This is a genomic window from Paraburkholderia sediminicola (genome assembly GCF_902859805.1).
Taxonomy (GTDB): domain Bacteria; phylum Pseudomonadota; class Gammaproteobacteria; order Burkholderiales; family Burkholderiaceae; genus Paraburkholderia; species Paraburkholderia sediminicola.
On sequence record NZ_CADIKC010000005.1, the window covers coordinates 234,287 to 254,043 of the forward strand.

Below are 19,757 nucleotides of genomic sequence, written 5' to 3' on the forward strand. Positions count from 1 at the left end.
GGCGCGTGGAGTGTCGCGCAATGAGATGCAGGACCGATGGCCTGCCATGCGCGGTTTCGTTATTTTAATCGCGCCGGGGAGCGGGTGTTCTTGCTGGTGCCGGGTATTACGGCTGTACTGCTACGTGTCTTCGCAGCACGTTCCGCTGCGAAGACACGTTGGGTTTGCTGCTTAGTTGCTTTGCGTAGCAGGTGCCGAGGCCGGTGCCGATGCGCCCGGTACCGGTTGCGTCGGCTTCACCGCGACCGGCGCGGAGGCCGATGCTGCCGGCTTGTTTTGCGCCAGACGCCGCTCGGTCAGCGACTTCGATTCCTGCACCGGCTTGCCTTCCAGCTTGTTCAGCGCCTGCGTCAGCATGAAGTCGTCGGTCGAACCGAACTCGACCGGCTTGCGCTCACGATCCTTCTGACGCTGTTCCGGCGTCTTCTTGTCGTTTTGCTCTTCAAGCTGGCGCAGTTGGTCCATGCGCTCCTGTTCGCGCTGGTCCGCTTCCTTCTTCTCGTTCGGATCCTGCGTGTTCGCAAGGTGGTTCGAGTAGTCGACTTCGCGCGTAACCAGTGCGTCGTCCGGATCGCCTTCTGCGTATTGGTCGACCGCGATGTCAGGACGGATGCCTTTGTTCTGGATCGAACGGCCGCTCGGCGTGTAGTAGTACGCCGTGGTCAGACGCAAGGCGGTGTCCGCCGTCATCGGGCGGACGGTCTGCACCGAGCCTTTGCCGAACGTGGTCTTGCCGACGATCAGCGCACGATGTTGATCCTGCAGTGCGCCCGCGACGATTTCCGAAGCCGACGCCGAGTAGGCGTTGGTCAGCACGATCATCGGCACAGTCTTGAAGATCGGCGCTTCGTCCTTCAGCGGATCGCTGTCGAAGGATTGCAGGCGGTAGTTATCGTACGTGTCGCGATAGACCTGCTTCGAATCCGGGATCTGACCGTTGGTCGACACCACAACCGAATTCGACGGCAGGAACGCGCCGGCGACGCCGACCGCGCTTTGCAGCAGACCACCGCCGTTATTGCGCAGGTCGAGCACGAGACCCTTCAGGTTCGGCTGTTGACGGGCGATGTCTTGCAGCTTGGCGGCCAGATCAGGCGTGGTGCGTTCCTGGAAGCTGGTGATGCGGACATAGGCGTAGCCCGGCGCCAGGATCTTCATCTTGACCGACTGGACCTTGATGATCGCGCGCGTCACCGTGAGCGGGAACGTGCGGTCGTCGGTCTTGCGGAAGATGGTCAGGGTGACCTTGGTGCCCGGATCGCCGCGCATCTGCTTGACGGCCTGGTCGAGCGTCATGCCGCGCACCGGCTTGTCATTGATACGGGTGATCAGGTCGCCCGGACGGATGCCGGCGCGGAACGCGGGCGTGTCTTCAATCGGCGAGATCACCTTGATCAAGCCGTCTTCCGACGAAATTTCGATGCCGAGACCCGCGAAGCGACCCTTGGTCTGCTCCTGCAGTTCTTCGTAATCGGTCTTGTCGAGATACGACGAGTGCGGGTCGAGGCTCGACACCATGCCCTTGATCGCGGCGGTGAGGAGCTTTTTATCGTCTACCGGCTCGACGTACTCATGCTTGATTTGCCCGAAGACTTCGGCAAAGAGCCGGAGTTGGTCCAGCGGCAACGGTGCGACGGCGCTCGAGGCGGCGCTGGCGGGTTGCTGGGCCGAGGCGGAGAGTTGCAGGGTGGCAAATGCGCCGGTAGCAAGGCCCGCGGCAATCAGGCCGATATTTTTCAGGTTCTTTCGCATAGAGTCTGTTGCGGTCGGGAGCGCGTGGCAGCGTCGATAGAGATGGGGACGGACAAGTATAACTGCACACCTGCCCAGTCAGGGCGCAGCGCAGGCAATCGTGATTCGACAGCGCCGGCGGGTCCTGGTTCGTGACTCGGCGCTCGCGACGCAGAAGTAATGTGCAGTAACCGCAAGATGGCAGTGAGATGGCGCAATTGACAGCCGGCGGGACGCGTACGCCGGTAGGTCTTGCCGATGGGACGGCCCGTTTGCCGGGCCCCCGCTGCAAATTTCTGCTACAGACGGGGGTCGCGGCGGCCGGTGGTCCCGGTTTAGCCTGCCTTGCCCTGCTTGGCGACAGCGGCCTGCGCCTTCGCAATCGCGTCCTGGTCGCCCAGGTAGTAGTGCTTGACCGGCTTCAGGTTTTCGTCGAGTTCATAGACGAGCGGCACGCCGTTCGGGATATTCAGGCCGACGATGTCGTCGTCCGAAATGTTGTCCAGGTACTTCACCATGGCGCGGATCGAGTTGCCGTGCGCGGCGATCACGACCTTGCGGCCCGACTTGATGGCCGGCGCAATCGACTCGTTCCACAACGGCAGAACGCGTGCGACGGTGTCCTTCAGGCACTCGGTGAGCGGCAATTGCTCGCGCGGCACCTTGGCGTAGCGCGGATCGTCGTAAGGCGCGCGTTCGTCCGACGGATCGAGCGCCGGCGGCGGCGTGTCGTAGCTGCGGCGCCAGACCAGCACCTGTTCGTCGCCGAATTTGGCGGCGGTTTCCGCCTTGTTCAGACCCGACAGCGCGCCGTAGTGGCGTTCGTTCAGGCGCCAGGAATGCACCACCGGCAGATACATCAGGTCCATCTGGTCCTGCACGTGCCACAAGGTGCGGACCGCGCGCTTGAGCACCGACGTGTAGGCGATATCGAACGTGTAGCCCGATTCCTTCAGCAGCACGCCCGCTTGCTGCGCTTCACGATTGCCCTGTTCGGTCAGGTCGACGTCGACCCAGCCTGTGAAGCGGTTTTCCTTGTTCCACGTCGATTCGCCGTGGCGGATGAGAACGAGTTTGTACATGAGATTGCCGGTCGGTAGTAAGGAAGCGGTAAAGCGTTGCGAAGATCCTCTGGAGGAGCGCCGCCATCGCGTCAGACGGTTATTTTATAATGGCTGGATTGCCCTTTTCGATTTCTCTCTTTTTCGGCGGATTTTCCGTGAAGTTTTTCACTGATTACACAAACCTTGTACTGATCGCAATCGTCCTCATCTCCGGTGGGTTGCTGCTGTGGCCGACGATCAGCCGGCGTGGCCGCGGTGGCCTGTCGGCCGCTGAAGCCACTCAACTGATCAACCGGCGCAATGCGGCGGTCATCGATCTGCGTCCGTCCGCCGACTTTGCCAAGGGCCATCTGCCCGCGGCACGGCACCTTGAATTTGCAGAGCTGCAGGCGAAAGTCGCGCAACTCGTGAAGAACAAGAGCAACCCGGTGCTGCTGGTATGCCAGACCGGCCAGCAGTCGAACAAGGCAGCGCGTATCGTGCAGGATGCGGGATACGCCGAAGTCCATGTTCTCGAAGGCGGTGTCGACGCCTGGCAGAAAGCCGGTATGCCGGTTGTGAAACAAGGAGCAGCCAAGTGAACAAAGTCATCATGTACAGCACCCAGGTGTGCCCGTATTGCCAGATGGCCGAACGTCTTTTAAAGTCGCGCGGCGTCGAGCACGTTGAAAAGGTACTGATCGACAAAGACCCGGCCCGTCGTGAAGAAATGATGACCCGGACCGGTCGCCGTACGGTGCCGCAGGTGTTCATCGGCGAGACGCATGTCGGCGGGTACGATGATCTGTCCGCGCTCGATCGCGCGGGCGGTTTGATGCCTCTGCTCGAACCTGCCTGAACGAAGCTGCCTGACTCATGCGCCGGCCGGCGCGTGAGTGGGGCAGGTGAAATACAAGTCGGCGCGTGCTGGCCCTTCAAGAAGAACCTCGAGGGCCGGCGATGCGCCGCAACGATCTGGCGGCCCGTGAGTCATGGGCCGCCGCCATGCATACCTATCAGGGAATCACTCAATCATGTCCGACGAGAATAACCAGCCGTTCTTCAACATCCAGCGCATCTACCTGAAGGACATGTCGCTCGAGCAGCCGAATTCGCCGGGCATCTTCCTCGAGCAGGAAATGCCGTCGGTCGAAGTCGAAGTCGACGTGAAGGCCGAGCGCCTCGCCGACACCGTGTTCGAAATCCTCGTGACGGGCACGGTCACGGCCAAGGTGTCGGACAAGGTTGCGTTCCTGATCGAAGCCAAGCAAGCCGGCATTTTCGACATCCGCAACATTCCGGCTGAACAGATCGACCCGCTGGTCGGCATTGCCTGCCCGACGATCCTGTTCCCGTACCTGCGCTCGAACATCGCCGACGCGATTACCCGCGCAGGCTTCCCGCCGATCCACCTCGCCGAGATCAACTTCCAGGCGCTGTACGAGCAACGTCTCGCGCAAATGGGCGGCCAGGAAGGCGCGGCGCAAAACGGCGTCACGCATTAAACGCGTCCGTTCGGTGCCGGCTATGAAGGTTGCTGTCCTCGGCGCCGGTGCATGGGGCACAGCCCTCGCCGGCCATCTGGCCGCACGGCACGACACGGTGCTGTGGGCGCGTGAACCCGCGCTCATCGCCGATCTCTCCGCTTCGCACGAAAACGCCCGCTATCTGGCGGGCGTTGCTTTGCCGCCGTCCCTTCGCTATGAAGCCGATCTGAACGCAGCGCTCGACCATGCGCTCGCCGACGACGCGTTATGCGTCGTGGCGACGCCGGTTGCCGGTCTGCGGGGTCTGTTCCGGGCGATGCACGACGCGGGCAAAGTGCCGGCGCATGTGGTGTGGTTGTGCAAAGGTTTCGAAGCCGACTCGCAGTTGTTGCCGCATCAGGTGGTCGCGGCTGAATTGCCGGGGCATGGCAGTAACGGCGTGCTGTCGGGTCCCAGTTTCGCTCGTGAAGTCGGGCAGGGCTTGCCGGTCGCGTTGACGATCGCGAGTACGTCGGCAACATGCCGGGAGCGCACGGTTGCTGCATTCCATCATGGCGCTATGCGCATCTATACCGGCGATGACATCGTCGGCGTGGAAGTAGGCGGCGCGGTGAAGAACGTGTTAGCGATTGCCACGGGTATTGCCGATGGCCTCGGCCTCGGTCTTAATGCACGTGCGGCGCTGATTACGCGTGGCCTCGCTGAAATGTCACGCCTAGGCGTGACGCTCGGCGGGCGGGCGGAGACGTTCACCGGTTTGACCGGGCTGGGCGATCTGATCCTGACCGCCACAGGCGATCTCTCGCGCAATCGCACGGTCGGCGTGCAACTCGCCGCGGGCCGTACGCTCGACGATATCCTCGGCGGCCTCGGTCACGTGGCCGAAGGCGTGCGTTGTGCACAAGCTGTGCTGGCGATCGCTCGCGCTCACGCGATCGAAATGCCGATCACGCAGGCGGTCTGTGCCGTGCTGTTCGACGGCGTAGCGCCCCGCGACGCCGTGAGCGCCCTCTTGCGGCGCGATTCGAAAGCAGAATAAGTCTTGTCTTTCAGCCGTTTAGCGCGAAAAGCGCTGAACGGCTGCCTACCATCGCTGTCCACGTTTTATCGACGCTTCGGACTAGCGAGGTTCTCATGCCCAGTTTTAACAATTGCACGCTAGAAGCGCGCGTGGTCGACATCACGACACTTGCCGTGGATGCGATCGTCAATGCCGCGAATACTTCGTTGCTAGGCGGGGGCGGCGTGGATGGCGCGATTCACCGCGCGGCCGGCAAGGAATTGCTGCGCGAGTGCGAAACACTCGGTGGCTGCGCCACCGGTGATGCGAAAATCACCCGTGGCTACCAGTTACCGGCCAAACACGTGATCCATGCGGTCGGCCCGGTCTGGCAGGGTGGTGTGCGAGGCGAGGCGGATCTGCTTGCATCCTGCTATCAACGCTCGCTCGAAGTAGCGCATCAGGCGCATTGCACGAGCATTGCATTCCCCGCAATTAGTTGCGGCGTCTACCATTTCCCTGCCGACGAAGCCGTGCAAATCGCCGTGGGCACCGTGCTTGAAACTTTGCCACGCACCCCGAAAATCGAGCACGTGGTGTTCGCCTGTTTCGACGAAGCCATGCTCGCGCGCTACGAAGCCGAATTGAGGCGCCGTCAGGCGCCGCCGTCGAAGCCGGTCTGACGCCACGCTTCGAACACCACGATTGCGACCGTATTCGACAGATTCAGGCTGCGGTTGCCCGGCCGCATCGGCAGACGCACGCGTTGTTCATTGGCGAATTGATCGAGCACAGTGTCAGGCAGGCCGCGCGTTTCGGCGCCGAACACGAACCAGTCGCCGGATTGAAACTCATGCTCGTGGAACCGGCCAGAGCCGCGGGTGGTGAAGGCGAACATCCGCGCCGGATCGGGTGTTTCCCTGGCGACGAACGCTGCCCAATCGGCATGCACGTTCATCTGCGCATACTCGTGATAGTCGAGACCGGCGCGGCGCAACTTGGCGTCGTCGAGTGGAAAGCCGAGCGGCTCGATCAGATGCAGCCGCGCGCCGGTGTTGGCGCACAGGCGGATGACGTTGCCGGTGTTCGGCGGAATTTCGGGTTCGACGAGAACGACATTGAACATGATGGCTTCTGATAGAGACTAGTTTTTCGGCGTACGCAGCGCGACGAAGTTGGTGACGCGCCGCGCACCGGCAGCTTTGAGCGTACGCGCCAGCGCTTCGAGTGTCGCGCCGGTCGTCATGACGTCGTCGACGATACCGACATGCAGACCTTGCACCGGTTTGGCGACCTTGAATGCGCGGCCCACGTTCAAGCGGCGCGCGTCCAGGTCGAGCCGCGATTGCGGCGCGGTATGGATCACACGGCGCAGCAAGGTGGCGTCGCCGCGCACGTTCAGCGCGCGGGCGAGAGGCCTCGCAATCTGCCAGGCCTGGTTGTAGCCGCGCTCAGTAAGACGTTTGTTGGCCAGTGGCACGGGTGAGAGCACATCGGGTTTTTCAGTCGCGTCCACCCAGGAGTCGCCCGCGAGACGTGCAAGACGCTGCGCAAACTCGCGCGCCAGCATCAGCCTGGCGCGGAATTTCAGCCCGAGCGCCAGGGCGTCGAGCGGCTGGCGGTAATCGGCGAGGGCAAAGGTCGCATCGAACGGCGGCGGCTCGCCGATGCAATCCGCACAGCGATATTGCGCGTGACCCGCCCAGCGCGTTCCGGACAAAGGGACCGCGCATACCGTGCAGCGCAACCCGGCTTCGTTCCAATACGCCTCGTCACAACCGGCACACAGCGTTTTATGCGACAAATTGCCGCACAGTGCGCACAGGTTCGGCAACGCGGCGTGCATCACATGCGGCCATGCTGAATACAAGCCGCGCGTGAAGCGTGCAAAAAGTGCTTTCGAGCCGCCGGGAGACGAGGAATTTTTTCGGAATGACATGATTGGACCGCCCGCGAAGGCCTTTCACGCTGAATGGACGGAAGCGAGCGAGTATACTTCGTGCTCTACGCCAGTACGACACCCATGCCCCCAACTACGTCTCAATCTGGCCGTCCGGCCTATGATTCCCGGCGCCTCCGGCAGATTTTCGACCGCCGTGCGGCGACCTTCGACCAGGTCGCGTTCCTGCCGCGCGAAATCGCGCAGCGCATGCGCGAACGCCTCGACTACATCAAGGTTACGCCGTCGAGCGTGCTCGACGCCGGTTGCGGTGCGGGCGAAGACATCCCCGCATTGCGTGAACGCTTCCCCGAGGCGCCGGTGTTCGGCACCGACATGTCACACGGAATGCTCAGTCGCGCGCTGCGTCACGATTCCGGCGACACAAGCTGGCGGCGTTTTCTCCCGGCTACGCTCGGCAAAGCGCTCGGCGCCCGTGGCCCGCGTTTCGCGCAGGCCGACTTCTCGGCGCTGCCGTTCGCAGCCGGCGCCTTCGAATTCATCTGGTCCAATCTCGCTCTGCACTGGCACTCGCGGCCCGACCTCGTGTTTCCCGAGTGGCAACGCGTGCTGAAGGTGAACGGCCTGCTGATGTTCAGCACGCTCGGTCCCGATTCGCTGAAGGAGTTGCGCGGCGCCTACGCCGAGGTCGAGGCCACGCATGGCATCGCCTCGCGCAAGCATGTGATCGACTTTGTCGACATGCATGATCTCGGAGACATGCTGGTCGAGAGCGGCTTCGAGATTCCGGTAATGGACCAGGAAACTCTCACCATTACATATAAGTCGCCTGAGTCGCTGCTTGCGGATGTACGCCGCTGGGGCGCCTATCCGTTCGAGCGCGAGGCCACCTCGAATGCCGTCGCGCGTAGGCTGCACAAGGCTTTGCTGGCGGCGCTCGAAGCCCGCCGGCGCGCCGACGGCACGATCGCGCTGACCTTCGAAGTGATCTACGGCCACGCCTGGAAAGCCGTGCCGCGCACCACGGCCGAAGGGCATGGGATCGTGCGGATCGAGGACATCGGACGAGGTTCGTCGAGGAATCGGTGAGGAATCGAGGAGACGGTAAGAGGGCATCTGTTATGTCTGAAATTACCGCTTCAAAAGACGCGCGAAAGCTGCGTCAAAACGGCGCGGAGGCTTGTCGCACCGGGGTTGTGAGCCGATTGAGGCTTGCTTGTGGATGCCATGGATCGCGCCTATAATGCGTCAGTTTGTCGCCCGGAGTTCCCACATTTGGGGCGGCAGGCCCGAGGCACAGGGCTGCAACATGAAGTGACGCGGCAGTAATCAGGTGGCTGGATTCTGCGGTCGCAGGCAAAGGCCGCAGGCGGTGATCGGTGACGGTCGGCGGGAGGCAGCGATGGAAGCATCAGATCTGCTGGCGGATTCAGAACCAGTTCTCAAAGACTGGACGATGAAGCGCAACTGTTCGATATCACCGCGGCAGTTCGTATGTTTCTACGTGTCGCTTGCGTTGTTCTCGTTGGCAATTGCTTTCATGCTGGTTCTGGTCGGCGCCTGGCTGGTGTTGCCGTTCACCGGTATTGAATTGCTGGCGGTGGGCATCGCGTTTGCCATATATGCGCGTCATGCTGTCGATTACGAGCGCGTCCGGCTGTTTCAGAACCGGCTCGTGATCGAGCAGGTCAGCGCCGAGCGGCTCACGCAGTTCGAATTCAATCCGCGCTGGGTGCGGATCGAACCGGGCGCAACGCCGCGTGACCAGATCAAACTGGTCTCGCGCGGACAGACGATCATGATCGGGCAACATCTCGCGCAGTATCGGCGCGCGCAGTTCGCAGGCGAATTGCGTATGTGGCTCACACGTTGTTAGACGTGTTGAGACGCGCGGCGTTCACGGGGAGCGCGAGACAGCCTGCCAGCGGGGTCGAGGGTTTGAATGGAAATTTTGGGTAAGGAAGCTATGAAAACAATCAAGCGAGCCCTCATGGGCGTGCTGGCGATGAGCGGACTGCTTTTCGCCGGTGCGGCCCTGGCAGTGGGCGATGTTCCGGGCGGCCCTGCCGTCAACGAGATCAATCTCCAGCCGCCGGCGACGAAAATCGCTGAGGAGCTCTACAGCCTCCACACGTTCATGCTGATCCTGTGCACGGTGATCTTCGTCGGCGTGTTCGCAGTGATGTTCTATTCGATGTTTGCGCACCGCAAATCGAAAGGCCATAAAGCTTCCCATTTCCACGAAAGCACTACCGTCGAAATCATCTGGACGATCGTGCCGTTCGTCATCGTCGTGCTGATGGCGCTCCCCGCCACCAAGACCGTCGTCGCGATGAAGGACACCACGAACGCCGACGTCACCATCAAGGTCACGGGCTACCAGTGGAAGTGGGGCTACGACTACGTGAAGGGTCCGGGTGAGGGCATCAGCTTCCTGTCCACGCTGGCTACGCCGCGTGCGCAAACCGATGGCCGCGAGCCGATTTCCACCACGTACCTGCAGGAAGTCGACAATCCGCTCGTCGTCCCGGTCGACAAGAAAATCCGCATCATCACCACCGCGAACGACGTGGTCCACTCCTGGTACGTGCCGGCTTTCGGCGTGAAGCAGGATGCGATTCCGGGCTTTGTGCGCGACACGTGGTTCAAGGCTGACAAGACCGGCACCTTCCGCGGCTTCTGTACGGAACTGTGCGGCAAGGAGCACGCTTTCATGCCGGTGGTGGTCGAAGTGCTGTCGGCAGACGACTACGCGAAGTGGGTCGATACGCAGAAGAAGAAAATGGCCGCCGGCCAGGACGATCCCAACAAGACCTACACCATGGCTGAGCTGATGGAACGCGGCGGCAAGGTGTACGCATCGAACTGTGCAGTCTGCCACCAGCCGACCGGCAAGGGCGCAGGCGCATTCCCGGCACTGGACGGCAGCAAGATCGCCAACGGCCCGATCGCTGAGCACGTCAGCCTGGTGCTGAAGGGCAAGAACGCGATGCCTTCGTGGGCGCCGACGCTGAACGACGTCGAAATCGCTTCGGTGATCACGTACGAACGTAACTCGTGGGGCAACCACACCGGCGACATTCTCCAGCCGAAGCAAATCCTGGACGCTCGTAACGGCAAGCTGCCGGAAGGTGGCGACCATCTGGCCAGCGCAGGCGCAGCAGCAAGCGGCGCAGATGCTGCAGCTTCGGGCGCAGCGTCAGCCTCTGGTGCAGAAGCCGCTCCGGCTGCCTCGGACACCTCGGCAGCTCTGCCGGCAAACGTCTACTTCGACACCGGCAAGAGCACGCTGCCGGCCGACGCGAAAGCGGCGGTCGACGCGGCCGCGGCCTACGCGAAAGCACACCCGGACGCCAAGTTCACGCTGTCGGGCTTCACCGACGCCACCGGCTCTGCCGAAGTCAACGCGAAGCTCGCGAAGACCCGTGCCGAAGCCGTGCGCGACGCGCTGAAAGCAGCTGGCATTGCCGAAGACCACATTATTTTGAAGAAGCCGGAAACGATCACGGGCGGCGGCGACGCGAAAGAAGCCCGGCGTGTCCAGATCAGCCCGGCTGCCTGACGTGTTCATGGTCAGCACCGCAGTATTCGCATTAGGAGATTGTCATGTCTAGCATCGGACACGATGTAACCGCGGGCCACGAGCACGTGCACGGCGACCATGCCCACGAAACGCCGCATGGCTGGCGTCGTTGGCTGTTCGCAACCAATCACAAGGACATCGGTACGCTGTACCTGATCTTCTCGTTCACCATGTTCCTCTCCGGGGGCGTGATGGCGCTGATGATCCGTGCCGAACTGTTCGAGCCGGGTCTGCAGATCATGCGCCCCGAGTTCTTCAACCAGTTGACCACCATGCACGGCCTGATCATGGTGTTCGGCGCGATCATGCCGGCCTTCGTCGGCTTCGCGAACTGGATGGTGCCGCTGCAGATCGGCGCATCTGACATGGCTTTCGCACGGATGAACAACTTCAGCTTCTGGCTGCTGCCGGTGGCTGCAGTGTTGCTGGTCGGTTCGTTCTTCGCACCGGGCGGCGCGACCGCCGCGGGCTGGACGCTGTACGCGCCTTTGTCGACGCAAATGGGCCCGGGCATGGACTTCGCGATTTTCGCGGTTCACTTGATGGGTGCTTCGTCGATCATGGGCGGGATCAACATCGTTGTGACGATCCTGAACATGCGCGCACCCGGCCTCACGCTGATGAAGATGCCGATGTTCGTCTGGACGTGGCTGATCACCGCGTACCTGCTGATCGCCGTGATGCCGGTTCTGGCAGGCGCGATCACCATGGTGCTGTTCGATCGCCACTTCGGCACGTCGTTCTTCAATGCGGCAGGCGGCGGTGACCCGGTCATGTACCAGCACATCTTCTGGTTCTTCGGGCACCCCGAGGTGTACATCATGATCTTGCCGGCGTTCGGGATCGTGTCGCAGGTGATCCCGGCGTTCTCGCGCAAGCCGCTGTTCGGCTATAGCTCGATGGTGTACGCAACCTCGTCGATCGCGATTCTGTCGTTCATGGTCTGGGCGCACCACATGTTCGCCACCGGCATGCCGGTCACGGGCCAGCTGTTCTTCATGTACGCGACGATGCTGATCGCCGTGCCGACGGGTGTGAAGGTGTTCAACTGGGTCGCAACGATGTGGCGCGGTTCGCTGTCCTTCGAAACGCCTATGCTGTTCGCGGTCGGCTTCCTGCTGGTGTTCACGTTCGGCGGTCTGTCGGGCCTGATGCTCGCTATGGCGCCGCTCGACATCCAGTATCACGGTACTTATTTCGTGGTGGCCCACTTCCACTACGTTCTAGTGGCGGGTTCTCTCTTCGCGCTGTTCTCCGGGTGGTACTACTGGTCGCCGAAGTGGACTGGCTGGATGTACAACGAAACGCGCGGCAAGATCCACTTCTGGGCGTCGATGTTCTTCTTCAACCTCGCGTTCCTGCCGATGCACTTTGTCGGTCTCGCAGGTATGCCGCGTCGCTACGCTGACTACCCGGCACAGTTCACCGACTGGAACCAGGTCATCTCGATCGGCGCGTTTGGCTTCGGTCTGGCGCAGGTGTACTTCCTGTTCGCAGTCGCACTGCCGGCTTACCGTGGCGGTGGCGAGCACGAGAAAGCGGGCGACAAGCCGTGGGACGGCGCAACGGGCCTCGAATGGACCGTGCCGAGCCCGGCTCCGTTCCACACGTTCGAAAACCCGCCGACCGTCGAGTAATTGGCGTTCAGCGAGGTTGCCGGTTCTGGCGGCGTGGTGTCGTCGCCGCCTGAATCGGGCAGCCATGCGAGCAGTGGTCGCACCCTGTAGTGACGAATGTATTCAGAAAGTCGAGCATGACGCGCAATCCTCAAGAAAGACGTACACCCGAGCAGGTTCGCGCGGGCAACCGGCGGATCGGTATCGTGATGTTTGTCATCGCCGCGGCTTTTTTTGCGAGCGTCATCATTCATCAGAAGTGGTTCACCTGACGCGGTACGCGGTAGTTCGAGTCTGTGTGCAGGATTGTTGAGGATTGAGATGTCGACGCAACCGCCGGCTCAGGCCGATCGCTCTTTTAACCGTTCGATGTTGATCAAGCTGTTCGTCGTCGCGTTGATGATGTTCGGTTTTGGTTTTGCGCTGGTGCCGATGTACCGGGCGATCTGCCAGATCACCGGCATCAACAACCTCGTGCAGCGTGATGCCACGGTGCGAGAGGCGAAGAATACGCAGGTCGACATGAGCCGCACGATTTCGATCGAATTCGATGCGAACGCGCGCGGCCCGCTGGGTTTCAAGCCGGAGCAACGCAGTCTCGACGTGCATCCAGGCGAAGTGACAACAGTGATGTACGAGGTCAGCAACGAACAGGCGCGCACGATTCAGGCGCAAGCCATTCCGAGCTACGCGCCGAAGCAGGCAACCGAGTACTTCAAGAAGATCGAGTGTTTTTGCTTTACGCAGCAGACGTTGACTGCGAACCAGACGAAGCGGTTGCCGGTGGTGTTCGTCGTCGACCCGAAGTTGCCGAAGGATGTGAAAACGATCACGTTGTCGTACACATTCTTTGAGTTGAATACGCCGGCAGCGGCGACGGCCGGGAGCGCGGCGCCCACGGCCAACACGGCGGCAACCACCGCCAACCCCGCCTGACGGCATTGGCCGCAGGCGAAGGAAGAAGACGTTAATGAGCGATAACCGCGGCAGCCCACGCAAGAGCAGTTTCGGCCAGTCGATGAAAGCCGTGTTCTGGTCGTTTTTCGGGGTGCGCAAGCGTCGTGATCTGGAAGCGGACGCAACGCAGTTGAACCCGCTGCATGTGCTTGCAGCAGCGTTGATCAGCGTAGCGATTCTGATCGGGGTGCTGATCCTGATCGTGCACGCCGTGGTGGGTTGAGCCGGCAGGCACACAAGTCGTACCGGGCGAAGCAGAGCCCACGAATTAGAGAGAAGCGGTGCGGTATCGACGCGCCGCCGAAGATACAGCCGGAGATTCCGGAACAACTGGACTGAAGTGGAGAATCAAGAATGAGCGGTCAAAACGAGAGCCCGTACTATTTCGTACCGCATCCGTCGCGGCATCCGATCAGCGCCGCTGTTGGGTTGCTGGTTATGCTCGGATCGCTTGCTGCATGGATCAACGAACATGAACTGGCGCCGATCGGTGTCGTCGTCGGCTTGCTGTGGCTGCTCTATACCTTGTGGCACTGGTTCGGCGACGCGATTGCCGAGTCGGAAGGCGGCATGTACGGCAAGAACGTCGACAAGTCGTACCGCTGGAGCATGAGCTGGTTCATCTTCTCCGAAGTGATGTTCTTCGGTGCTTTCTTCGGCGCGCTGTTCTATGCGCGTGAAATCGCGCTGCATCAGCTCGGCAGCCTCGACTACAAGCTGATCTGGCCGGATTTCTCGGCGGTGTGGCCGAACAACGGTCCGGCAGCGCTGGTCTCGACCTTCAAGTCGATGCAGCCGTGGCCAGTGCCGACCATCAACACGGCGCTGCTGCTTTCGTCGGGCGCTACGTTGACGGTTTCGCACCACGCGCTGCGCGAAGATCACCGCAAGAAGGCGATCATCTGGCTGGCGGCTACGCTGGTGCTCGGCGTCTGCTTCCTGTTCCTGCAGGGCTTCGAGTATTTCCACGCGTATAACGAACTGAACCTGACGCTGGCTTCGGGTGTGTATGGTTCGACGTTCTTCCTGCTGACGGGCTTCCACGGCTTCCACGTGTTCCTTGGCGGTACGATGCTGGCCGTGGTGCTGGTGCGGATGATCCGCGGCCACTTCACAGCGGAGCATCACTTCGCATTCGAAGGCGCCGCCTGGTACTGGCACTTTGTGGACGTCGTGTGGCTTGGGCTGTACATCGTCGTGTACTGGCTGTAACGCAGTCTGGTCTGCATACGTACTGAAAACCGAGCGGTTTCCGCAACGTGTGCAGGCTGTTCGCGCATCGCCCATCAAGGGCGACGCGCACGAGCAGTACGCAAGTCATGGAGCGCCGCCCTCGACCCTGTCAGGGCGGCGTTTTGTTTGGTGGGTTGGGGACGTAAAGCTTTTTGTGCCGAGCTCAACGCCCGTAAGGAATACCGGTCGACTGAATCCAGCCCATCCAGTGAGCGAACAGGATGAACAGGAACAGCGAGATCGATAGACCCACCCGCGTGGCGAGCGACCAGACCATCCGCTTGGTTTTGCCCTTGTCATGCATCATGAAGTAAAGCGCGGACACCATGCTGGCAATGATCAGGACGAAGGCGATGGGAACGAGAATGTGCATGGAACCAACTGAAACCGGGAAGCGCAGAGGCAAGATGTTTATTATCGCACCGCGCGCCAGCGTCTGTCGTACGTTCCAGACGCCGTCGCCGGCGGCCGTACCGGAGTGTGTTCGATGAAGTTCCGCCTCATTCCCGCGCTGCTGATTCTGCTGGTGATCGTGGTGACGGTGCGGCTCGGCTTCTGGCAGCGCGACCGCGCGCATCAGAAGGAAGCGCTCGAAGCCCACATCACGCAGTTCGAAGACGCGCCCGCACGGCCTGTGAGCGCTACGCCGGTGGCACTCAAGGACATCGAATTCCATCGCGTGAAGGCGCGCGGCAGTTTCGTCGCTGACAAAGTCGTCTATCTGGATAATCGCCCGTATAACGATCAGCCGGGCTTTTACGTCGTGATGCCTTTTAAACTGGCCGACGGCGGTTACGTGCTGGTCAATCGCGGCTGGCTGCCGCGCAACATGAACAATCGCGAGACCATCGCACCGTACGCCACGCCACAAGGTGAGATCGAAATCGAAGGCATTGCGCGCGCCGATGCCTCGCGAGCATTCGAGTTGGGGCAGGGCGGATCGGCCGCGCATCAGAAGATCCGCCAGAATCTGGATACGGCGGCTTACGCTGCGGAAATCGGGCTGCCGTTGCAATCGTTCGTGATCCAGCAACTGAGCGACGACGGCGACAAACTGGTGCGCGACTGGCCGGCGCCGACAACCGGCGTCGAAACCAATTACGGCTACATGTTCCAGTGGTGGGGCATGGCGGCCGCGGCTCTCGTCTTCGGCCTGTACGCCGCGCGCCGTGCCGCGAAGAAAGAGCACGCCCCGAGCGTGTAACGCATCGCCTGCGGTTTCGTGCCCTGAGAGAAGGGGTTCGAAGCCGCGCAATCATTGAAAGAGGTCCTGTAGTGTCGACGCAATCTCCCCGTTCGCCGCAAGCCGGCAAACCCGCAGCTCCGAAAGTGATGCCAGGTCAACCCAATGGCGAGGGTTCGTGGAAACGTGGCCGCTGGATGCTGCTGCTGCTGGCAGTCATCTGTGCCGCACCGATCGTCGTATCGTATTTCGTTTACTACGTGGTCAAGCCAGCCGGCGGCAGCACGAGCTACGGCACGCTGGTCGAACCGCAGCGGCCGATTCCCGATTCGCTCGTCGTCACGGGTGAAGACGGCAAGCCGATCAAGCTCGCGACGCTGCGTGGCCGCTGGCTGATGATCTCCGTCGACAACAGCGCGTGCGACAAAGCCTGTGTCACCAAGCTCTACTTCATGCGACAAATCCGCGCAGCTCAGGGCCCGGAACGCGAGCGTGTCGTTGAAGTGTGGCTGCGTACCGATGCAGGAAACGTGTCCGACGTGATACAAAAGGCCTACCCCGACACCAACATGCTGATCGCCAATCCGGCGCAGGTGTCCGCATGGCTGCCGACCGACACCGGCACACAACTCACCGACCACATCTATATGGTCGATCCGAACGGCAATCTGATGATGCGTTTCCCGAAAGATCCGAACCCGAGCAAGATCAAGGGCGACGTGACCAAGCTGCTCAAATGGTCGAGCATCGGCTGATGCCGCAACTAGGGTAAGAAAGATGTTCGTATTGCAACTGGCCTTGATCGGCTTGTGTATTGCGTTGTTGCCGCTGTCCTATGTATGGGTCAAGGCCGACGACAACAAATTCCGCAAGCTGGTGTGGCTCACCACTTTTCTGACGCTGGACCTGGTGATGTTCGGCGGCTTTACGCGTCTCACCGATTCCGGTCTCGGCTGCCCGGACTGGCCTGGTTGCTATGGCACGTCGTCGCCGTTCATCGCGCACGCCGCGATTACCGCCGCGCATCAATTGATGCCGACCGGACCGGTCAGCATGACGAAGGCCTGGATCGAGATGATTCACCGTTACTTCGCGATGGCGATCGGCGTGCTGATCATCGCGCAGACGGTGATTGCGTGGACGGCTCGCATCAAGCGCCGTCCGCTGCATGTGTCGCCGTGGTGGCCGACTTCGCTGCTGCTGCTGATCCTCGTGCAGGGTGCATTCGGCGCGTGGACCGTGACCATGAAGTTGCAGCCGATCATCGTGACGACCCATTTGCTGCTCGGCCTCGCGTTGCTCGGCACGCTCGGCTGGCTGGCCGCGCGCCAAACGCCACTGCCGGCTTATGAGCCTGAAGCCGCGCGCTGGCGTGCGGCGGCGATCGCCGGTCTCGTGCTGCTGGTGGTGCAGATTGCGTTGGGCGGCTGGGTCAGCACCAACTACGCGATGCTCGCCTGCACGGACTTTCCGACCTGCAACGGGCAATGGGTCCCGCCGATGGATTTCGCGCATGGCTTTCACCTGTGGCGCGCGCTCGGTATGACTGGCGACGGCGACATGATCACGCAAGATGCGCTGGTCGCGATTCACTGGACCCACCGTACGTTCGCGATTGTCGTGGTCGCCTATCTGGTGTGGTTCGCGCTGAAACTTCGTCGTTTCGAGTCGCTGCGGCGGCCGGCAAACGGCGTGTTGCTGGTGGTGCTGATCCAGTTCATCACCGGTTTGTCGAACATCGTTCTGCAATGGCCGTTGCCCATTGCGGTCGCGCATAACGGGGGCGCCGCGATCCTGCTGCTTTTGCTCGTTATGTTAAACTTTCGGATCGCTTATAGCCGTCCCGGCCGCGCCGTGTTGCCCGCGCGCGATGCCGCGCCAGCGTGACCCCACATGGACAGCACAACACTCTCCCAAACGCCCGGTAGCCGGGTCTCCCAGTACATCGCCCTGACGAAGCCGCGCGTCACGCAGCTCGCTGTGTTCTGCGCAGTCATCGGCATGTTTCTGTCGACGCCCGGCATGGTGCCGTGGACCGTCCTGATCGGCGGCACGGTCGGCATCTGGCTGCTGGCCGGTGCGGCGTTCGCCATCAATTGCCTGATGGAACAGAAGATCGACGCGAAGATGCGTCGCACGTCGTGGCGGCCGTCCGCGCGCGGCGAAATCACAACCCCGCAGATCCTGCTGTTTTCGGCCGTGCTCGGCGGACTCGGCATGTGGACGCTTTACACGTTCGCCAATCCGCTGACCATGTGGCTCACGCTTGCCACCTTCGTCGGCTATGCGGTTATCTATACGCTGCTGCTCAAACCGGCTACGCCGCAGAACATCGTGATCGGCGGTGCGTCCGGCGCGATGCCGCCGGCGCTCGGTTGGGCCGCCGTCACCGGTCACGTGCCCGGCGACGCATGGATTCTCGTGCTGATCATTTTCGTGTGGACGCCGCCGCATTTCTGGGCGCTCGCTCTGTATCGCCGCAAAGACTACGAAAACGCCGGTCTGCCGATGCTGCCGAACACGCACGGCGAAAAGTACACGCGCCTGCATATTCTGCTGTACACGGTGATCCTGTTCGCGGTCACGATGATGCCGTTCATCTCCGGCATGAGCGGCGTGGTGTACCTCGCAGCGGCCGTGTTGCTCGGCGCCGTGTTCCTCGCGTATGCGTGGAAGATCTATCGGGATTATTCCGACGATCTGGCGCGCAAGACCTTCCGTTACTCGATCGTTTATCTGTCGCTGCTCTTCGCCGCGCTGTTGATCGACCACTATGCGCGCGTCGTGATCGGCGCGTAACACCCATGCTTACACAACGCTTTGTGCGCACGGCGCGTGCCGCCGCGCGTGTCACCGTGATCGCTTGCGCACTCGGCGGCGCGTTGCTGGTGGCCGGTTGCGGCAAGCAGCCGCCGGCGTTCCAGAACCTCGACATCACCGGCAACACGCAATTCGGGAGCGACTTCTCGCTGCCCGACACGTCCGGCAAGGTCCGCACAATGGCGGATTACAAGGGCAAGGTGGTGGTGCTGTTCTTCGGCTACACGCACTGCCCGGACGTCTGTCCGACCACGATGGCTGAGCTTTCGCAAGCGTTGCAGCAACTCGGCCCGGACGACGCGAAGCGCGTGCAGGTGCTGTTCGTCACCGTCGATCCCGACCGCGACACGCCGGCTTTGCTTGCGCAATACGTGCCGGCGTTCAATCCGACGTTCGTCGGCTTGCGTCCGGCGGACCAGGCGCAGCTCACCAAGATCACGAAAGACTTCCGTGTGTACTACGCGAAAGTGCCGGGCAAGACAGCCGATAGCTACACAATGGACCACACGGCAGCGAGCTATGTGTTCGATCCGGACGGCAAACTGCGTCTATTCGCGCGCGACGGCCAAGGCGCCACGCCGTGGGTGCACGATATCAAGCTGCTGCTCGACTAATGCACTGATGCAGACGGGCGCGTGCATTTGCCGCGCGCCCGTATTCAATTTCCTTCGCAGTTATCCTTAAGCCGGTATCGGCAAATTCATTCCCGGCGCGAGGCGCGTCGCTTTGAACTCTGTCACTTCGTAACGCGCGAGCTTCTGCTCGGCGAACGGGTCGCTGGCGAGAATCTCGTCCAGCTTATCGCGCTCGATACGCACCGCCAGAATGATGCCGCCGTCGCGCGGCACCTTCGGTCCGGCGGCTACAAACACGCCTGCTTCGAACTGTTGTGTCAGAAACGCGCGATGCGCTTCGAGCGCGTCGTCGACGCGGTCGAGTGGTGCGGTGTAGATGAGATTGATGACGTACATGAGCGTTCTCGTAAGCGAACAAATGGGCCGCACGGGTTTGCGGGCAATGACCTTCGATTATCTGTCAGCAGCTGATTCGCTGCGCGCGAGCTACGGAGCTTAGTACCTCGCTCCAACGACGGTGAGTGTGTTTCGCATGAACTGCGCCGCTCAAGGTGCATAACCATATGCGATCGTGATATTTCCCATCTCGACGGGCGTATGAGACCATTTGCGGTCCAGTTGGCGGCGCG

The 19,757-nt window shown here is 61.6% G+C and carries 24 protein-coding genes; 18 read left to right on the plus strand and 6 right to left on the minus strand.

Features of this window, described 5'->3' with window-relative positions; genetic code table 11:
* Positions 1-171: 171 nt before the first annotated feature.
* Both R8871_RS19725 and gpmA read right to left on the minus strand, forming a co-directional pair.
* Complete coding sequence (locus R8871_RS19725) at positions 172-1,752, minus strand: S41 family peptidase (RefSeq protein WP_175051988.1); 1,581 nt, start codon at positions 1,750-1,752, stop codon at positions 172-174.
* A 314-nt stretch (positions 1,753-2,066) separates the two neighbouring features.
* Positions 2,067-2,813, minus strand: a complete 747-nt coding sequence (gene gpmA / locus R8871_RS19730) for a 2,3-diphosphoglycerate-dependent phosphoglycerate mutase (protein WP_175051989.1) — start codon at positions 2,811-2,813, stop codon at positions 2,067-2,069.
* 137 nt (positions 2,814-2,950) lie between these two features.
* On the opposite strand from gpmA, the gene R8871_RS19735 reads away from it, so the two are divergent.
* The 5 genes from R8871_RS19735 to R8871_RS19755 all read left to right on the plus strand — a co-directional run bounded on the left by R8871_RS19735 (position 2,951) and on the right by R8871_RS19755 (position 5,944).
* Positions 2,951-3,376, plus strand: coding sequence for a rhodanese-like domain-containing protein (locus R8871_RS19735; protein ID WP_054035864.1), 426 nt, complete (start codon positions 2,951-2,953; stop codon positions 3,374-3,376).
* Positions 3,373-3,633 (plus strand): glutaredoxin 3, encoded by a 261-nt coding sequence (gene grxC, locus R8871_RS19740; RefSeq protein ID WP_054035740.1) that lies wholly within the window; start codon positions 3,373-3,375, stop codon positions 3,631-3,633. Before R8871_RS19735 ends, grxC begins: the two co-directional genes overlap by 4 nt.
* 175 nt (positions 3,634-3,808) lie before the next feature.
* On the plus strand, positions 3,809-4,279 hold the full coding sequence (gene secB, locus R8871_RS19745) for a protein-export chaperone SecB (protein ID WP_054035743.1): 471 nt from the start codon (positions 3,809-3,811) through the stop codon (positions 4,277-4,279).
* A 22-nt stretch (positions 4,280-4,301) separates the two neighbouring features.
* A complete protein-coding gene (locus R8871_RS19750; RefSeq protein WP_175051990.1) occupies positions 4,302-5,300 on the plus strand; it encodes an NAD(P)H-dependent glycerol-3-phosphate dehydrogenase in 999 nt (332 codons plus the stop codon).
* 95 nt (positions 5,301-5,395) lie between these two features.
* On the plus strand, positions 5,396-5,944 hold the full coding sequence (locus R8871_RS19755) for an O-acetyl-ADP-ribose deacetylase (RefSeq protein ID WP_175051991.1): 549 nt from the start codon (positions 5,396-5,398) through the stop codon (positions 5,942-5,944).
* Here R8871_RS19755 and trmL read toward each other — a convergent pair.
* Both trmL and R8871_RS19765 read right to left on the minus strand, forming a co-directional pair.
* Entirely contained in the window at positions 5,917-6,387 is a 471-nt protein-coding gene (gene trmL, locus R8871_RS19760) for a tRNA (uridine(34)/cytosine(34)/5-carboxymethylaminomethyluridine(34)-2'-O)-methyltransferase TrmL (RefSeq protein WP_175051992.1), read from the minus strand. The two genes, R8871_RS19755 and trmL, sit on opposite strands and share 28 nt — an antisense overlap.
* A gap of 18 nt (positions 6,388-6,405) precedes the next feature.
* Positions 6,406-7,200 (minus strand): ComF family protein, encoded by a 795-nt coding sequence (locus tag R8871_RS19765; protein WP_175051993.1) that lies wholly within the window; start codon positions 7,198-7,200, stop codon positions 6,406-6,408.
* Positions 7,201-7,284: 84 nt separating this feature from the next.
* On the opposite strand from R8871_RS19765, the gene R8871_RS19770 reads away from it, so the two are divergent.
* From R8871_RS19770 to R8871_RS19800, 8 genes are all read left to right on the plus strand, one after another.
* Positions 7,285-8,250 (plus strand): methyltransferase domain-containing protein, encoded by a 966-nt coding sequence (locus tag R8871_RS19770; protein WP_175051994.1) that lies wholly within the window; start codon positions 7,285-7,287, stop codon positions 8,248-8,250.
* A gap of 313 nt (positions 8,251-8,563) precedes the next feature.
* A complete protein-coding gene (locus R8871_RS19775) occupies positions 8,564-9,037 on the plus strand; it encodes a DUF2244 domain-containing protein (RefSeq protein ID WP_063494650.1) in 474 nt (157 codons plus the stop codon).
* Between the two features lie 66 nt (positions 9,038-9,103).
* Entirely contained in the window at positions 9,104-10,723 is a 1,620-nt protein-coding gene (coxB, locus tag R8871_RS19780) for a cytochrome c oxidase subunit II (RefSeq protein ID WP_175051995.1), read from the plus strand.
* A gap of 44 nt (positions 10,724-10,767) precedes the next feature.
* Positions 10,768-12,381 (plus strand): cytochrome c oxidase subunit I, encoded by a 1,614-nt coding sequence (ctaD, locus tag R8871_RS19785; RefSeq protein WP_169485388.1) that lies wholly within the window; start codon positions 10,768-10,770, stop codon positions 12,379-12,381.
* A 116-nt stretch (positions 12,382-12,497) separates the two neighbouring features.
* Entirely contained in the window at positions 12,498-12,632 is a 135-nt protein-coding gene (locus R8871_RS38330; RefSeq protein ID WP_211607278.1) for a cytochrome oxidase small assembly protein, read from the plus strand.
* 49 nt (positions 12,633-12,681) lie between these two features.
* Positions 12,682-13,296, plus strand: coding sequence for a cytochrome c oxidase assembly protein (locus R8871_RS19790; RefSeq protein ID WP_175051996.1), 615 nt, complete (start codon positions 12,682-12,684; stop codon positions 13,294-13,296).
* Positions 13,297-13,330: 34 nt separating this feature from the next.
* Complete coding sequence (locus R8871_RS19795; protein ID WP_054035759.1) at positions 13,331-13,540, plus strand: DUF2970 domain-containing protein; 210 nt, start codon at positions 13,331-13,333, stop codon at positions 13,538-13,540.
* 131 nt (positions 13,541-13,671) lie between these two features.
* Positions 13,672-14,529 (plus strand): cytochrome c oxidase subunit 3, encoded by an 858-nt coding sequence (locus tag R8871_RS19800; protein WP_175051997.1) that lies wholly within the window; start codon positions 13,672-13,674, stop codon positions 14,527-14,529.
* 184 nt (positions 14,530-14,713) lie between these two features.
* Here R8871_RS19800 and R8871_RS19805 read toward each other — a convergent pair whose 3' ends face one another.
* Positions 14,714-14,923, minus strand: coding sequence for a twin transmembrane helix small protein (locus R8871_RS19805; RefSeq protein ID WP_007179452.1), 210 nt, complete (start codon positions 14,921-14,923; stop codon positions 14,714-14,716).
* 114 nt (positions 14,924-15,037) lie between these two features.
* Here R8871_RS19805 and R8871_RS19810 point away from each other — a divergent pair, with 114 nt between their 5' ends.
* From R8871_RS19810 to R8871_RS19830, 5 genes are all read left to right on the plus strand, one after another.
* Positions 15,038-15,754 carry an SURF1 family protein gene (locus R8871_RS19810; protein WP_175051998.1) on the plus strand — a complete coding sequence of 239 codons (717 nt, stop codon included), beginning with the start codon at positions 15,038-15,040 and terminating at the stop codon, positions 15,752-15,754.
* 71 nt (positions 15,755-15,825) lie between these two features.
* Positions 15,826-16,488, plus strand: a complete 663-nt coding sequence (locus tag R8871_RS19815; RefSeq protein ID WP_175051999.1) for an SCO family protein — start codon at positions 15,826-15,828, stop codon at positions 16,486-16,488.
* 22 nt (positions 16,489-16,510) lie between these two features.
* Positions 16,511-17,620: a COX15/CtaA family protein gene (locus R8871_RS19820; RefSeq protein ID WP_175052000.1), complete on the plus strand. Its 1,110-nt coding sequence runs from the start codon at positions 16,511-16,513 to the stop codon at positions 17,618-17,620.
* A 6-nt stretch (positions 17,621-17,626) separates the two neighbouring features.
* Positions 17,627-18,532, plus strand: a complete 906-nt coding sequence (gene cyoE / locus R8871_RS19825; RefSeq protein ID WP_054035767.1) for a heme o synthase — start codon at positions 17,627-17,629, stop codon at positions 18,530-18,532.
* Between the two features lie 5 nt (positions 18,533-18,537).
* A complete protein-coding gene (locus tag R8871_RS19830) occupies positions 18,538-19,167 on the plus strand; it encodes an SCO family protein (protein WP_175052001.1) in 630 nt (209 codons plus the stop codon).
* 66 nt (positions 19,168-19,233) lie between these two features.
* On the opposite strand, the gene R8871_RS19835 is transcribed toward R8871_RS19830, so the two are convergent.
* Entirely contained in the window at positions 19,234-19,524 is a 291-nt protein-coding gene (locus R8871_RS19835) for a YciI family protein (RefSeq protein ID WP_175052002.1), read from the minus strand.
* Between the last annotated feature and the right edge of the window lie 233 nt (positions 19,525-19,757).